This is a genomic window from Polynucleobacter sp., assembly GCF_018500155.2.
Taxonomy (GTDB): domain Bacteria; phylum Pseudomonadota; class Gammaproteobacteria; order Burkholderiales; family Burkholderiaceae; genus Polynucleobacter.
Map to the genome: position 1 here is coordinate 37,982 of NZ_JAHBAK020000006.1, position 14,295 is coordinate 52,276.

At 46.2% G+C, this 14,295-nt stretch carries 16 protein-coding genes and 1 tRNA gene; 7 read left to right on the plus strand and 10 right to left on the minus strand.

Annotated elements, in window-relative coordinates:
* Window positions 1-18: 18 nt before the first annotated feature.
* The 6 genes from KIH43_RS00565 to cysS form a co-directional block, all read right to left on the minus strand.
* Window positions 19-113 (minus strand) — tRNA-Ser (locus KIH43_RS00565).
* Window positions 114-220: 107 nt separating this feature from the next.
* Window positions 221-1,471, minus strand: coding sequence for an aspartate kinase (locus KIH43_RS00570; protein WP_296968967.1), 1,251 nt, complete (start codon window positions 1,469-1,471; stop codon window positions 221-223).
* A 53-nt stretch (window positions 1,472-1,524) separates the two neighbouring features.
* The gene (tilS, locus tag KIH43_RS00575; RefSeq protein WP_297716687.1) at window positions 1,525-2,823 is read right to left on the minus strand and encodes a tRNA lysidine(34) synthetase TilS; all 1,299 of its coding nucleotides are present in this window, start codon (window positions 2,821-2,823) and stop codon (window positions 1,525-1,527) included.
* Complete coding sequence (locus KIH43_RS00580) at window positions 2,789-3,760, minus strand: acetyl-CoA carboxylase carboxyltransferase subunit alpha (RefSeq protein ID WP_296968971.1); 972 nt, start codon at window positions 3,758-3,760, stop codon at window positions 2,789-2,791. The genes tilS and KIH43_RS00580 overlap by 35 nt, the downstream gene beginning before the upstream one ends.
* Before the next feature lie 9 nt (window positions 3,761-3,769).
* Window positions 3,770-4,429, minus strand: coding sequence for a DNA-3-methyladenine glycosylase (locus KIH43_RS00585; protein ID WP_297716711.1), 660 nt, complete (start codon window positions 4,427-4,429; stop codon window positions 3,770-3,772).
* Window positions 4,426-5,847 carry a cysteine--tRNA ligase gene (cysS, locus tag KIH43_RS00590; RefSeq protein ID WP_297716689.1) on the minus strand — a complete coding sequence of 474 codons (1,422 nt, stop codon included), beginning with the start codon at window positions 5,845-5,847 and terminating at the stop codon, window positions 4,426-4,428. The genes KIH43_RS00585 and cysS overlap by 4 nt, the downstream gene beginning before the upstream one ends.
* Window positions 5,848-5,936: 89 nt before the next feature.
* Between cysS and KIH43_RS00595 the strand changes: the two genes are divergently transcribed.
* From KIH43_RS00595 to KIH43_RS00605, 3 genes are read left to right on the plus strand one after another with little or no spacing between them, the layout of a single operon-like run.
* Window positions 5,937-6,794 carry a tetratricopeptide repeat protein gene (locus tag KIH43_RS00595; protein ID WP_297716691.1) on the plus strand — a complete coding sequence of 286 codons (858 nt, stop codon included), beginning with the start codon at window positions 5,937-5,939 and terminating at the stop codon, window positions 6,792-6,794.
* On the plus strand, window positions 6,766-7,269 hold the full coding sequence (locus tag KIH43_RS00600; RefSeq protein WP_296968979.1) for a peptidylprolyl isomerase: 504 nt from the start codon (window positions 6,766-6,768) through the stop codon (window positions 7,267-7,269). The genes KIH43_RS00595 and KIH43_RS00600 overlap by 29 nt, the downstream gene beginning before the upstream one ends.
* Window positions 7,266-8,054, plus strand: coding sequence for a UDP-2,3-diacylglucosamine diphosphatase (locus KIH43_RS00605; protein ID WP_297716693.1), 789 nt, complete (start codon window positions 7,266-7,268; stop codon window positions 8,052-8,054). Before KIH43_RS00600 ends, KIH43_RS00605 begins: the two co-directional genes overlap by 4 nt.
* Window positions 8,055-8,069: 15 nt before the next feature.
* Here KIH43_RS00605 and KIH43_RS00610 read toward each other — a convergent pair whose 3' ends face one another.
* Complete coding sequence (locus tag KIH43_RS00610) at window positions 8,070-8,858, minus strand: inositol monophosphatase family protein (RefSeq protein WP_296969036.1); 789 nt, start codon at window positions 8,856-8,858, stop codon at window positions 8,070-8,072.
* A gap of 135 nt (window positions 8,859-8,993) precedes the next feature.
* Between KIH43_RS00610 and KIH43_RS00615 the strand changes: the two genes are divergently transcribed.
* The gene (locus KIH43_RS00615) at window positions 8,994-9,740 is read left to right on the plus strand and encodes an RNA methyltransferase (protein WP_297716695.1); all 747 of its coding nucleotides are present in this window, start codon (window positions 8,994-8,996) and stop codon (window positions 9,738-9,740) included.
* 23 nt (window positions 9,741-9,763) lie between these two features.
* Window positions 9,764-10,519, plus strand: coding sequence for a serine O-acetyltransferase (cysE, locus tag KIH43_RS00620; RefSeq protein WP_297716697.1), 756 nt, complete (start codon window positions 9,764-9,766; stop codon window positions 10,517-10,519).
* A gap of 8 nt (window positions 10,520-10,527) precedes the next feature.
* On the opposite strand, the gene KIH43_RS00625 is transcribed toward cysE, so the two are convergent.
* Window positions 10,528-11,127, minus strand: a complete 600-nt coding sequence (locus KIH43_RS00625) for a peptidylprolyl isomerase (protein WP_297716699.1) — start codon at window positions 11,125-11,127, stop codon at window positions 10,528-10,530.
* Between the two features lie 91 nt (window positions 11,128-11,218).
* On the opposite strand from KIH43_RS00625, the gene KIH43_RS00630 reads away from it, so the two are divergent.
* Together KIH43_RS00630 and KIH43_RS00635 are read left to right on the plus strand one after the other, a co-directional pair.
* Window positions 11,219-12,436: a cupin domain-containing protein gene (locus KIH43_RS00630; protein WP_297716701.1), complete on the plus strand. Its 1,218-nt coding sequence runs from the start codon at window positions 11,219-11,221 to the stop codon at window positions 12,434-12,436.
* A gap of 111 nt (window positions 12,437-12,547) precedes the next feature.
* Window positions 12,548-12,727 carry a hypothetical protein gene (locus KIH43_RS00635; protein WP_296968989.1) on the plus strand — a complete coding sequence of 60 codons (180 nt, stop codon included), beginning with the start codon at window positions 12,548-12,550 and terminating at the stop codon, window positions 12,725-12,727.
* 59 nt (window positions 12,728-12,786) lie between these two features.
* Here KIH43_RS00635 and bamC read toward each other — a convergent pair whose 3' ends face one another.
* Both bamC and KIH43_RS00645 read right to left on the minus strand, forming a co-directional pair.
* A complete protein-coding gene (bamC, locus tag KIH43_RS00640) occupies window positions 12,787-13,935 on the minus strand; it encodes an outer membrane protein assembly factor BamC (RefSeq protein ID WP_296968991.1) in 1,149 nt (382 codons plus the stop codon).
* Window positions 13,932-14,295, minus strand: a 364-nt coding sequence (locus tag KIH43_RS00645) for a dihydrodipicolinate synthase family protein (RefSeq protein ID WP_297716703.1), incomplete at its 5' end; no start/stop codon positions are given. The genes KIH43_RS00645 and bamC, both read right to left, overlap by 4 nt.

Here is a 14,295-nt window from a genome sequence, read left to right on the forward strand (position 1 = left end):
TTAAATGGAAAAAAGTACTGGCGGAGACGAGAGGATTCGAACCTCCGATCAGAGTTTTAGCCCCGATGCTCCCTTAGCAGGGGAGTGCCTTCGACCAGCTCGGCCACGTCTCCGTACTTTTTGCTACCCTTTTTACTACTCTAAAACTGCATATTTACCGCTATAACGCCCATCAGTTTAACGGATAACCGTTTTTAAGGGGCTTTACCCTGCTTTCTATTTACTTTTGGTCGAGCTCAAAAGCCTTGTGAAGAGCCCTCACTGCGAGCTCCATATATTTCTCATCAATGACCACTGAGATTTTAATTTCACTAGTGGAAATCATCAGGATGTTAATGCCCTCTTCTGAAAGTGTGCGGAACATCTTGCTAGCTATCCCAACGTGCGAACGCATACCAACACCGACAACAGAAACTTTGGATACCTTCGGATCACCAGAGATTTCTTTCGCTTCGATATGTGCTTGCACAGTGCCTTTAAGAATGTCCAAAGCTTTTTGATAATCAGCGCGCGGTACAGTAAATGTGAAATCCGTTTTACCTTCTACTGATTGATTCTGAATAATGATGTCTACATCAATATTCGCATCAGCGATTGGACCTAGGATTTGATATGCAATACCTGGGCGATCAGGAACTCCGAGTACGGTAATCTTCGCTTCATCGCGCGCAAAGGCGATACCGGAAATAACGGCGGCTTCCATAGTGCTGTCCTCTTCAAATGTAATCAAGGTGCCCGACTTCATCTCTTGGTCTAAGGGCATCAATGGATCTGTCAGTGATGACAGAACACGGGTTTTAACTTTGTACTTACCTGCAAATTCCACAGAACGGATCTGCAATACTTTTGAGCCTAAGCTGGCCATTTCCAGCATCTCTTCAAAAGTAATTTTGTCTAAACGACGCGCATCTTCACACACACGCGGATCGGTGGTGTAAACACCATCCACATCGGTATAGATCAAACACTCATCTGCTTTTAGGGCAGCAGCCATTGCTACAGCAGAGGTATCAGAACCGCCGCGACCTAAAGTCGTGATGTTGCCCTCAGGATCAACACCCTGGAAACCAGTCACTACGACAGCGCGTCCATTCTTCAAATCATTCAAGATCTTTTGATCATCAATGCTCTTGATGCGAGCTTTCGTAAATGAAGAATCAGTATGGACAGTAACTTGCCAACCGGCGTAACTCACTGCATCAATACCTTCTCGCATGAGCGCCAATGCTAGCAAACCTGAGCTGACCTGCTCCCCAGTAGATGCGATTTGATCCAACTCGCGTGGATGGGCATCTGGATTAATTTCTTTAGCCAATCCTAGCAAACGATTGGTTTCACCAGACATTGCCGAGGGAACAACGACAACCTGATGGCCGGCGCGCATCCACTTGGCAACGCGTTTGGCAACATTTGCAATGCGCTCAACTGAGCCCATTGAGGTGCCACCATATTTATGAACGATAAGTGCCATGAAAACTGTCTATGAGTCGTTAAATGGGCTATACCCATTGGTCTAAAAAGGGCTTATTTTACAGGGTTTTGCACCCACTCAGGCCAGACTCTGGCCCCCTGCTGTACGAGATGCGGGTAACTGACGCCAATCCCAGCCACTGCCACGAGTTGGTTCTCAATAAACAGTAATGGTGCATTTCTCTGCCATGGGGGGATATCCGCTTCTTGAAAGAGATTTTTAAGGGTTTTACGCGGTGTATTGGGCCTAATCTGCAATTTTTCTGACCCAGATCTTGCCCTGAATTCTATGACCCCATCACGTTCGGCCGCTTTCACCCAGGCAGTCGGCAAACCCGGCTGCTTACTAGTTGCTTTAATGGTTTTAAAAACCCATCGACCTGCGGCCTCTGGAATGATATGCAATTGACCACGCCACATGCGAATTTCTTGTTCGTCATGGACCCACTGGAGTTGAGTATCCGCGCCAGCAGAATGAAGGTCGCGCCACCAAGCTTCCAGCCGCTCTTGCGATGGCATAGCTAAATGATTTTGCTTTAACCAATATCGCAAAATATTATTTGCGGCCGGCATGTCAGATTTTGCTTTAGCCAGCAATGGCTTCACCTTTAAAGAGGCTTGCTGCAGAATATCTTTACCATCCTCAAGCGCCAAACGATCTAGCAATCCTTGTGCCTCACTTAATAAGCTTGCGCTGCGAGCAATATTTGCTACTACCTGCGGCTGAATTTTTTCCAGCTTCGGAATAATGTCTTTACGAATGGCATTGCGACGATATTTTCGATTACGATTACTCGGATCTTCCATCCATTGAAGACGATGCTCTTTGGCATACGCCTCTAGCTCTGCCCTACTTTGATGAAGTAATGGTCGCCAAATCGTCATTGGCTTGGACTTTCCAGCTATATAACGAAGTTCGGGCATCCCAGAAAGACCAGCAACACCTGCGCCACGCATCAATTGCAATAAAACTGTTTCCGCCTGATCGTTTTGATGGTGTGCGAGTAACAAATCTTCTATGCCATAGTCCTCGCACAGATTTGCTAATGCCTCATAGCGCCCCGCTCTTGCTCTCGCTTCAATATTGCCCTGACTTTGATCTAGATGCAGCAAACGAAAATCAAATGGCACTTGATAGTGTTTGGCAAGCTTCTCACAAAAAACAAGCCATTCATCTGCCGCCTTTTGTAGACCATGATGAATGTGAAAAACAAAAACTTCGGACTGAGAATGTTGTTTTACCGCTTTACAAACAGTATCGAGCAGAACAACCGAATCGAGGCCACCACTTAAGGCAACTGCAATTCGTTTTCTAAAATCAGGACTTTGCTGAGATTTCCTTGAACTTGCCATAACTCATTAGACGTTCATGACGACGCTCAAGCAAAGCTTCAGTTTTCATGCCATCAAAGGTTTTAAGAGATTCAGCAAGCGCTTTACGCATGTTCACCATCATGGCGTCATAATCTCGGTGCGCACCACCAATCGGCTCAGCAACAATTTTGTCAATTAAGCCCAAGGCTTTTAAACGTTGCGCTGTTAGCCCCAATTGTTCCGCAGCTTCTGGAGCCTTATCTGCAGTTTTCCATAAAATAGATGCGCAACCCTCAGGGGAAATCACTGAATAGGTGGAGTTTTGCAGCATCAAGACCACGTCACCCATAGCGATAGCTAGCGCTCCGCCTGATCCACCTTCTCCAATAATCGTTGCGATGATGGGAACTTCAAGCTCAGCTTGAACGTAAAGGTTGCGACCAATGGCTTCAGATTGGTTTCTCTCTTCAGCATCAATTCCTGGAAAAGCACCTGGAGTATCCACAAAAGTAAACACTGGTAATCCAAACTTTTCTGCAAGGCGCATCAGACGCATTGCTTTGCGATACCCTTCCGGACGACTCATACCAAAGTTACGTAATGCTCGCTCCTTAGTATCGCGACCCTTTTGATGACCAATGACCATACATGGTTGATTATCAAAACGTGCTAGACCACCAATGATGGATTGATCATCAGCGAACGAACGATCGCCATGCAACTCATGAAAGTCTGTAAATAAAGCACTCACATAATCTAATGTGTATGGACGCTGTGGGTGACGAGCAACTTGAGATACTTGCCATGGAGTCAAATTAGCATAAACATCTTTTGTCAGCTGCAGACTCTTTTCAGAAAGCGTCTTGATCTCATCGGAGATATCTACCGATGATTCGTCTTGCACAAAACGCAACTCTTCAATCTTTGACTCTAATTCGGCGATCTGTTGCTCAAAATCCAGGAAAGTCGTTTTCATAGTCTGATTTTAATATTCAACCGGGATAGGGTCGATACTTCTCCACATATACCAAGTGGCAACCGTGCGCCATGGGGCCCAATTGGCTGCCAATTCCCTTGCTTCATGCCTGCTAACCGGCTCTCCACTGAAATAATTGAGGGAAATAGCCTTGAGAAGGCCTACGTCATCCAAGGGGAGGATATTCGGACGAACTAGGTTAAATATAAGGAACATTTCCGCCGTCCAGCGCCCAATTCCTCGAATTGAGCTCAATTCCCGGATCACGCTTTCGTCATCCATGTCTTGCCATTGATTGGCATGTAAGCGTCCTGAATGAAAGTGATCCGCTAAATCACGGATATATTCCACTTTGCGTCCCGATAACCCAGCACCCCTTAATTCTTCACTTGAGAGTGACAATATGTTTTTGGGATTGATCTTTTTCTTGCTGGCGATGAGAACCCTATCCCAAACCGCTTGTGCTGCGGCAACAGAAATTTGCTGACCAACAATTGCTCTGGCTAAAGTTGTGAATGCATCACCACGGGTGACTAAAAAACCAGATCCATATTTTGGTATCAGTTTTTTTAAAATACGATCTTGCTTCATCAGTTCGCGGCATGCCTGTTCCCAATAGATAGGCGCAGACTCGACAAGCAGAGTTTTTTCTAGAACCGTCGGCACTATGCTCTACGCCACTCTGTAATGCCGCCCGACTTGTCCTCCAGGACGACACCTTGATCAAGCAAATTTTGGCGAATGGCATCAGCCTTTACAAAATCTTTTGCTTGTTTTGCAGCTTTTCGTGCAGCAATTTGCTCTTCAATCTCCGCAGCGCTCAAGGAGGCCTCATCTTTTGATCCGGATTGTAAGAACGCGATCGGCTCGCGCACCAAAAAATTCAAAGAGTTTGCTAATGACTTCAGGGCGCCTGCTAAAGCGATTTTTTCCCCATCTTGTGCGCGATTGACCTCGCTAGCCAACTCAAAAAGCACCGCGATCGCTTCTGGTGTATTGAAATCATCATTCATCGCGTCCGTGAAGCGTTTCACCCACTCGCTTTTTGATTCAAGAGATACGGTAGGCGCACCAGGCGCTTGTGATAGTGCGGTGTAAAGTCTTACTAATCCAGCACGCGCCTCTTCAAGCTGCGCATCACTGTAGTTAATGGGGCTGCGATAGTGTGCCTTCAGCATGAAAAATCGTAAAACCTCAGGGTCAAAGCGTTGCAATACATCCCGAATCAAAAAGAAATTTCCAAGGGATTTGGACATCTTCTCTTCATTGACGCGAATGTGTCCGTTATGCATCCAGTAGTTGACGAACGGGGCATCATCATCTTTGCGACCTTGACCATATAAGGCGCCTTCACTTTGCGCGATTTCATTCTCATGATGGGGAAATTGCAGATCCGCACCCCCACCATGTATATCAAAGTGTTTACCCAAGAGATCGCAAGACATTGCAGAGCACTCAATATGCCAACCAGGTCGACCTTCACCCCATGGTGAATTCCACCGAGTGTCTGCCGGCTCTTCTGGCTTGGCACTTTTCCATAGTACAAAATCGAGTGGATCACGTTTGCCACTGCCGATCGCAACGCGTTCTCCAGCATTGAGCTCATCGAGTGTTTTGCCAGAAAGTTGACCATAGCGCGGTAATAAACGAACCGCGAAATTGACATCGCCATCATCCGCCTGATATGCCAACCCATTCTCAATGAGGTTACCAATCATCCCTTGCATTTGCACAATAAAATCCGTCGCTCTCGGTTCTTGATCAGGGTGCATTAAACCTAACTCATCAGAGTCAGCGTGCATTGCATCAATAAATCGATTGGTCAGAGCAGAGATAGACTCACCATTTTCCAGTGCGCGGTTAATGATTTTGTCATCAATATCCGTAATATTGCGCACATAAAGAACCTCATAGCCGATGGCCCTGAACCACCGCACCACCATGTCAAATACAATCATCACCCGGGCGTGGCCGATATGACAAAAGTCGTAAACTGTCATGCCACAGACGTAAATCTTGACCTTGCCAGGCTCAATTGGCTTAAAAACCTGCTTGGATCGGCTCAGAGTGTTATAGATTTGCAGCATGAGACTATATAAATACGAAGAAAGAAGCACTAATTTGTTAGACTGAGCGATGAGTATATCGAATGAGCCAGTTTTTCACCCCCACCCTTATGTTTGCGTCCATAAAAGCACTTAAGCCCTCACTAGCCAGCCTCTTTGTTATTGCAGCTGGTGCGGGATTCCTGAGCGGTTGTAGCAGCTCCGCACAGCAACGTACTGTGGCTGAAATGGCCGCATTAAATAAGCAAGATACTAAATTGGAGCCCTATCTTGGTGGATACAGCCCAAGCGAGCCACCTAGACTCTCAGCAGATAGTGGATATGACCCACTCAATCCTGAACTCTCTGACACAGTTGCCATTCCCTTTCTCTCCTTTTTGATCATCGAGCCTGATCCAATAGCTAAAAATGCAGTGCCTACGGATGTAGAAAGGTTAATTAAAGCGCGCCAATATCAAGATGCAGTCAATTTAATTAACACTAAGATTAAGGCGACCCCAAGAAACGTTCAAATTCGATTTGTAAAAGCGCGCCTTGAAATCGAAATGCGCCAATTTGGTGAGGCAAAAAAATCCTTGATTGAAATTACTCAGCAATTTCCAGAGCTACCTGAGCCGTACAACAATTTAGCGGCTATCGCAGCAAATCAAGGTAATTGGATTGAGGCTCGCGATTATTTAGAGCTCGCATTAAAACTTCGCCCAACCTATGTCATTGCGTCGGCCAATTTAGGGGAAATTTATATTCGCCTCGGAGCGCAGGCGTATGAGAGTGCCGCTAAAGGGGCTCTCACAAATCAGCGCCAATATACCAATAGAGCCAAGGCATTATTGGATGTTCTTAAACCACCCCCAAAAAGGGTGTTGCCGCCATCCAAACCCACAACCAACAGTGAAACTCCTGTCAACTTAACTAATCCACTAGAAGGCAAACAAAGCAATGAGCAAAGTACTATTAAAAACCAATAAAGGCGACATCACCCTCACTCTCGATGCTGTAAAAGCACCCAAGAGTGTGGCTAACTTTTTGCAATATGTAAAAAGTGGACATTACGATGGCACTATCTTTCACCGTGTGATCGATAACTTCATGATTCAAGGTGGCGGTATGACTGCCGGGATGAAGCAAAAGTCCACGGGCGCGCAAATTGAAAATGAAGCGAACAATGGACTGAAAAATGAACGCGGCACGATTGCTATGGCACGCACTAGCGACCCACATTCCGCAACCGCTCAATTTTTTATCAATGTCAATGACAATGACTTTTTAAATCACACTGCACCTAATGCGCAAGGTTGGGGCTATGCTGTTTTTGGCAAAGTCACTGATGGCATGGACGTGGTTGACGCAATTCGCAAAGTGAAGACTGGTAACGCTGGTTTTCATCAGGATGTTCCAACGGAAGATGTCGTCATTGAGAAAGCCACTGTTCTAGAGGAATGATTCCTCAGCACAAGAGCGCCCTGCTCATCTCAGACTTACATTTGACGCCGTCAATGCCTTTGACGGCGCAGCGTTTTTTTGACTTCTGCGAAAAAGATGCCGCACAAGTTGAGGCGGTCTTTATATTGGGGGATCTATTTGAGTATTGGATTGGGGATGATGCCGCTTCATCCTCCCCATTCCTTAGGGAAGTTAAAAACGCAATTGCCAATTTATCCACCAAGACGAAAACCTATTACATGCACGGCAATCGTGATTTTTTGGTTGGACCGAGCTTTATCAAGAAGACAGGTTTAACACTGATATCTGACCCTTCTTTGGTGGATATCGCTGGTCAGCAATATCTCCTCTCCCATGGCGATGCTCTTTGTACTGCCGATATGGGATATCAAGCTTTTCGTCGCTGGACAAGAAAATCGTGGTTACAAAAACTCTTTCTCAACCTGCCATTGACATGGCGCAGATTAATTGCCAATCATCTACGCAGCAATAGCCATGCTCAATATGAGCGTCACTTAAGAACCTTATCATCTCAGCAGCCATCCAAGACAGATGTCACTCAAGAAGCATGTGCTGCCATCCTCCGAACACACGAATGCAATCGACTCATTCATGGTCACACCCATCTCCCTGGGCATCACCATGAAAAATCGGATACGCTATCTTGGCAACGTTGGGTTTTATCTGACTGGGACTTAGATCGACCGGCAGGATCCCACCCAAGAGCAAATGCACTCTTGATTAACGATCAAGGAGTACAAGCGCTTAATCTTGTGAAAACTTGAGAAGTTTTTAGAGGTTTACGTTGCTGAGTACTTAGAAAGGCACTGCACCATCTGCGCATAGATGCGAGGATTACCGGCCATTACCTCACCACTTTTTAAGAAGCCTTCCTCGCCACGATAGGTACCGATCAAACCACCCGCCTCAGTGATGAGTAAGGCTCCAGCAGCCATATCCCAGGGCTTTAAATCGCTTTCAAAAAATCCATCGTAGCGCCCAGCTGCAACATAGGCCAGATCTAAAGATGCCGCTCCAGGACGACGCAGTCCAGCACACTGGCGCGACATGTCTGCAAAAATCTTGAGATACTTTTCTAAATCTTGATCTTCACGATATGGAAAACCTGTGCCTATCAAAGCATTTGCTAAACGATCCTGATTGCCTACGCGTAAACGCCGACGATCTAAATATGCGCCCGCTCCACGCGTAGCTGTAAATAATTCATCGCGCGTTGGGTCATACACTACTGCCTGTTGAGTCACTCCATTGACAGATAATGCAATGGAAACTGCATACTGCGGAAATCCATGAATGAAGTTGGTGGTGCCGTCTAACGGGTCAATGATCCATACATTTTCAGCATTGGAATTATGTTCGCCAGTTTCCTCAGCTAAAAATCCGTGTGTAGGATAAGCTTCACTAAGCGTTTCAATAATGGCCGCTTCTGCGGCTTTGTCCACCTCTGTCACAAAATCATTGTGCTGTTTACGATCTATCTGAAGACGCTCCAAATTCAAAGAAGCGCGGTTTATCACCGTTCCAGCACGACGGGCAGCCTTCACGGCCACATTTAACATGGGATGCATAGTTTTGATGGACAAATTAAATAAGAACAAACCTGAAAATGGTGCAAACGCAATGATTTGCATGACAATATCAAGCTAATACACTGATTCTAAACGATTTGCGCCTATTCTCATCAAACAGCCTATCAGAACCTCATGAATATCGACCATGCCCATTTATTGCGCTGGGTTCTCGTAGAGACCAGCCACCCCGGTAATGTGGGTTCTGCAGCCCGAGCCCTAAAAACGATGGGCTTTCAAGACCTACGTTTGGTAAGTCCAAAAATTGATGGGATCGCACAACAGCCAGAGGCTCTCTCCCTTGCCAGTGGCGCCTCTGACGTTTTGGATTCCTCTATCGAATCTGATTCTCTTCAAGCCACGATACAAGATTGCGCGCTTGTAATGGGTTTAAGTAGTCGCGATAGAGAGTTTGGTCCGCCTGCCATGGACTGGCAAGATGCCCGCAAACTCATTGCCAACACTATCGGGCATCAAGGACAAGTTGCACTCGTATTTGGGCCTGAGAGAACCGGTCTTGAGAACCAGCATTTGTCACTTTGCACCCATCGAGTATGGTTGGATGCCAACCCAGAATACCCCTCTATCAATCTTGCCCAAGCCATCATGGTGTGTGCCTTTACCCTCAGAGAAACTCTGCTTGAGGGTGTTTCGCCAGATTTTGACGATCCCCTTGATGTATCTGCCCTCGCAGACCCTGCAGCAGTTGCCGCCATGCTGGCCCACTGGAAGGACGGTCTTGAGGCCATTGGCTACCTAGACCCAGCCAACCCTAAAAAACTCATGCCACGGCTAGAGGCGCTGTTTACTCGCAGTCGCCTTCGCAAGGAGGAAATTGATCTACTCAGGGGTATTGCTAAACAGATGATCCTGAGAAAATAAGCTAGCCCCGTTAGAATCTAGTTATGTTTAATTCCCTATTTGACCAAGTTGACTCCATCATTGTGCGCGACCCAGCCGCAAGAAATCGCCTCGAGGTGATCACCTGCTATCAAGGCTTGCACGCAGTATGGTTGCATCGCATCTCCCATTTTTTGTGGAATTTGGGACTGAAGTGGATAGCGCGCCTGCTGTCGATGGTTGCACGTTTTATCACTGGAATTGAAATTCATCCTGGCGCAAAAATTGGCCGCAGAGTATTTTTAGATCATGGTCTTGGTATTGTGATTGGCGAAACAACGGAGATTGGTGACGATTGCACCATCTACCAAGGTGTAACCTTGGGAGGCACTTCTCTTTATAAGGGTGTTAAGCGCCACCCAACGTTAGGTAAAGGTGTTGTTGTCAGCGCTGGCGCCAAAGTGCTCGGCGGATTTACAGTTGGCGATGGCGCGCGGGTTGGATCTAATGCGGTTGTCCTAAAAGAAATTCCACCGGGTGCCACTGCAGTTGGCATACCTGCACGAATTTTGCATCCCGACTTGCCGCAAAGCGCCGACAGCAAAACAAAAGAATATTTTTCTGCATATGGCGTTACGCCTAACGTTGATGATCCTGTATCGATGGCGCTCAAAGGTTTGATTGATGCAACGATTGAGCAAGAAGCAAAAATTGCTCAATTAGAGAAAGCACTCGCCAAACTCAACAACACCCCTCAAGATGCCGTAACGAGTGAAACCAAACGCGATCTTGGCGCCATTAAGGAATGGCTTAAGGAGTAATCAGGTTCTTAATGTAGAGTGCGCGGTGCTTGGGCTGCCCCAAGCGCCTTTTCAAGGAAGTCTTCCTCGTCGGCATCACTATCAGGCATGCCAAAGGCGAAGTTTTCAGCGCCCTCAGGGTGACGATTCTCGATTTCTTCGTCTGTCGCCGCCCTCACGTCTTCAACCTGCACCCAAAATCGCAATGCCATTCCGGCTAACGGATGGTTGCCGTCCAGAACAACTTGGTTGTCTGCCACATCAGTGACGGTATAAATCAATGGCTCATCTTCATCATCTGCAGAAGCACTAAGTTGCTCAGATTCATCTTGGGCATCAGGCACGCCTTCAAACTGCATGCCAACTTCTAATGGTTCTGGAAAACGGGTACGCGGTTCAATCTTGAGTAACTCGGGATCATATTCGCCAAAGGCTTCGTTTGGTTCCAACTGAATTGTCGCCTCGTAACCAACATCCTGACCATCTAGCAAAGACTCAATTTTTGGAAAAGTGCCCTCATAACCACCATGCAGGTATACCATCGGCGTATCAGGCTCCTCGATAATATTATTTTGAGCGTCTGTTAACTTGTATCTTAAAGATACGATAGTATTTTTTTCAATCTTCATGCGCAATTTGTCGTACATTCGTTTTAAATAGCTTACTGAGGCAGCATTCGTGTTGATGGATGCTCATCATTTCATTTAGGAGTAATTTTACTTGAGCCAGCCCTATCAACCACCTCGGGCACCCCAAAAACTGCCACTAGAGCGTCCCTGGGCGCTATTTGGCGGGATGAGTCCCACTGAGTTTATGAAGCGCTATTGGCACAAGAAGCCACTCTTAGTGCGCGGCGCGATTCCAGCATTCGCTCTATGCGCCCACAATAATGAGTCGCTTGATAGCCCTATTTCTTACAGTCAATTGGTTGACTTAGCCAATCAAGAAAATGTGGAATCCAGGCTCATCCAATCCAAACCTTGGCGTTTTATGCATGGTCCATTTCCCAAAAAATCGATTCCAAAAATCCAAAAGTCAGATTGGACCTTATTGCTTCAAGGGATGGAGGCGCACCACCCTGCTGCAGCGAACGTTTTATCGTGGTTTCGCTTTATTCCAGATGCTAGGTTAGATGATTTAATGATCAGCATTGCAGGGGTTGGCGGAGGGGTGGGACCGCACTTTGATTCTTATGATGTCTTTCTTATTCAAATGTCGGGTAGAAGGCAATGGCGCATTTCTGGGCAAACCGATTTAAGCTTGCGTTCTGATCTGCCATTAAAAATTTTGAAAAAATTTGTCTGCGAAGAGGAATGGATTTTGGAGCCTGGCGACATGCTGTATCTACCTCCCCACGTAGCCCATGATGGCATAGCCTTAGATGCAGGCTGTCAAACATGGTCTGTTGGATTTCGCTCGCCCAGCTTTAAAGAATTACTCCAAGAAGGTCTATGGCGTCTGGCCGAATCACTGGAAGATTTACCCCAGCTGGATCAAAAGTTTGCGGACCCTAAACAAAACGCAACACATCAGCCAGAGCAAATACCGACTGAATTGATAAAGCAAATTCAAAGCCAACTACAACATCTTCAGTTAAATAAGATCGATCATTTTTTACCCGGGATTACTGCCTATCTTTCTGAGCCAAAGCAGCAAGCATTCTTTATCGGCCCCCAATGTCCACTGTCTGCAAGTGCGTTTGCGAAAAAGTTGACCAAAACCATTCTCTTACCCAATCCCCAAACCCGTATCCTGCAATTAGGAGAGCGCGTTTTTTGCAATGGGGAAGATGTCAGCAAAAACCAAAATCCTGCTATTCAGGATGCATGGCAAGCGCTGGCCGCTAAAAAACAACTCAATCCAAAGAAACTAAAAAGCGTCGATAAATCAAGCCTCTATGATGCCTATCTGGCTGGCTGGCTTTGTTTTGAGCAATGATCATTTGGTATGGATATAATCATTAAAGGTAAATACTTAGGGGCTAACCCTAGGTTCTGCCTAAAACCATTTTGAATAATTGGTGTTTCATTTTTTTAAAGGAAATTACAAATGAAGAAGTCACTCGTATTCGCTGCAATGTTGGCAATCGCTTTAGCTGCTTGCGGCAAAAAAGAAGAAGCAAAACCTGCTGAAGCTCCTGCTGCCGCTCCTGCTGCTCCAGCCGCAGATGCTGCTAAAGACGCTGCTCCTGCTGCACCTGCTGCTCCTGCTGCTGACGCGAAGAAGTAATTTTCCTTATAAAGAAAAAGCCGCTGAAAAGCGGCTTTTTTTATTGGCTCAAAGCAGCACTACTTAGTGAGCTGATCATTCAGTATCGTTAACAACTGAATGCCTGCTGGTGTATTTTCTGGCTTACCTTCTGCATCCTGAACAAAGACATTCACAGAATTATCACCAACCGTCTTGACTACTACACGATACTTTTTGGCCTGCATTTTTGAATCATCTTTACCGCCAAATAAATTTGAGAAGAATCCTTTAGAGTCTCCTACATCCTTCGCGTTAACATAGCGAACGAAATAAACGCCTTCCGATCTATTGCGATCTTCAACTGTAAAGTTCGAACGATCTAGCGCCAAACCTACGTCACGCCAAGAGCGATCAAAGCCAGAGCTAAGCTCGATAAAGCCCTTGTTATTGCCCTCTTGAACCAATTTAGCTTTTGGAGTTTTTGGGCCAAGCGGTGTTGCAACCATCGCTTTAGCCTGCTCTTGCGTCATACCTAGACGCTCCATCAAGCGAGCCAAGAAAACAGCTTCTAGTTCTGGATCATTGGGTCTAGGGGTCCAAATTGTCGAAATACATGCGCCAGTATTATCTGAGACGCACTTCTCAATGGCGCCACGCTGTGTAATATAGATCTCGGTCTCGCCTGGCTTAACCACCTCTAAACGTGTTTTGTATTTGTCACGTTCGCCGGTGTCATAAATAGAGTCAGAGAAAACACCAAGCACGTTTTTACGAATCCAGTCTTGAGCAATTTTGGCACGATTCTCAGCCCAATCCGTCTCCATGATGCCCGTCGAGGGTGAATCTACCACTAAAAGGAAGCCATTTTCTTGCCAAAAATCTTTTACTTGAGGGTAAAGTTCAGAGGCAGGCTTTTCAACAACTAGCCATCTACGTTCGCCATCTTTTGCAATGCGCATTCCTGGAATACCTGTCATGACATTGCTGCGCAACTGGGCAGATTTTTTAACGGCTGCGTTGTACTCAGACATTGTTGCTGTGCCATCCTGGACGATATAGCGACGATCGGCCTGAGCGGTAATTAGATCGGGTGGGTAAGATAAATTCGGGCCACGCACTGCACCAGATTGCTTGTAATCGACAGTGTCATTACTGGTCACAGATTTACATGAAATTAAGCCCAGACAAGCAGTCGTGAGCGCAACGAGAGCTAGGCAACGACCTAGTAATGAATTTCCATTCATCATAATAAATTGGCCTGTTTTAATGCCGCTTTCAAGGGTTCTCTTAGAACGGAGCTTAGAGGCGTCAACGGTAGACGAATACCCGCAGTAATCTTTCCCATCTCATGAAGAGCCCACTTCACAGGAATCGGATTGGCTTCAGTGAACATTGCTTTGTGGACAGCAATCAATTGATATTGAATTTCTCTTGTGCGCTTCACATCATCAGACATTGCGGCAACGCACAGTTCATGCATCAATCGTGGCGCCACATTGGCGGTTACAGAAATATTGCCCTTGCCACCCATCAGCATTAACATTGCCGCGGTTAAATCATCACCAGAAAACACAGCAAATTCAGAATGCCCTGCACGCTTGAGATCA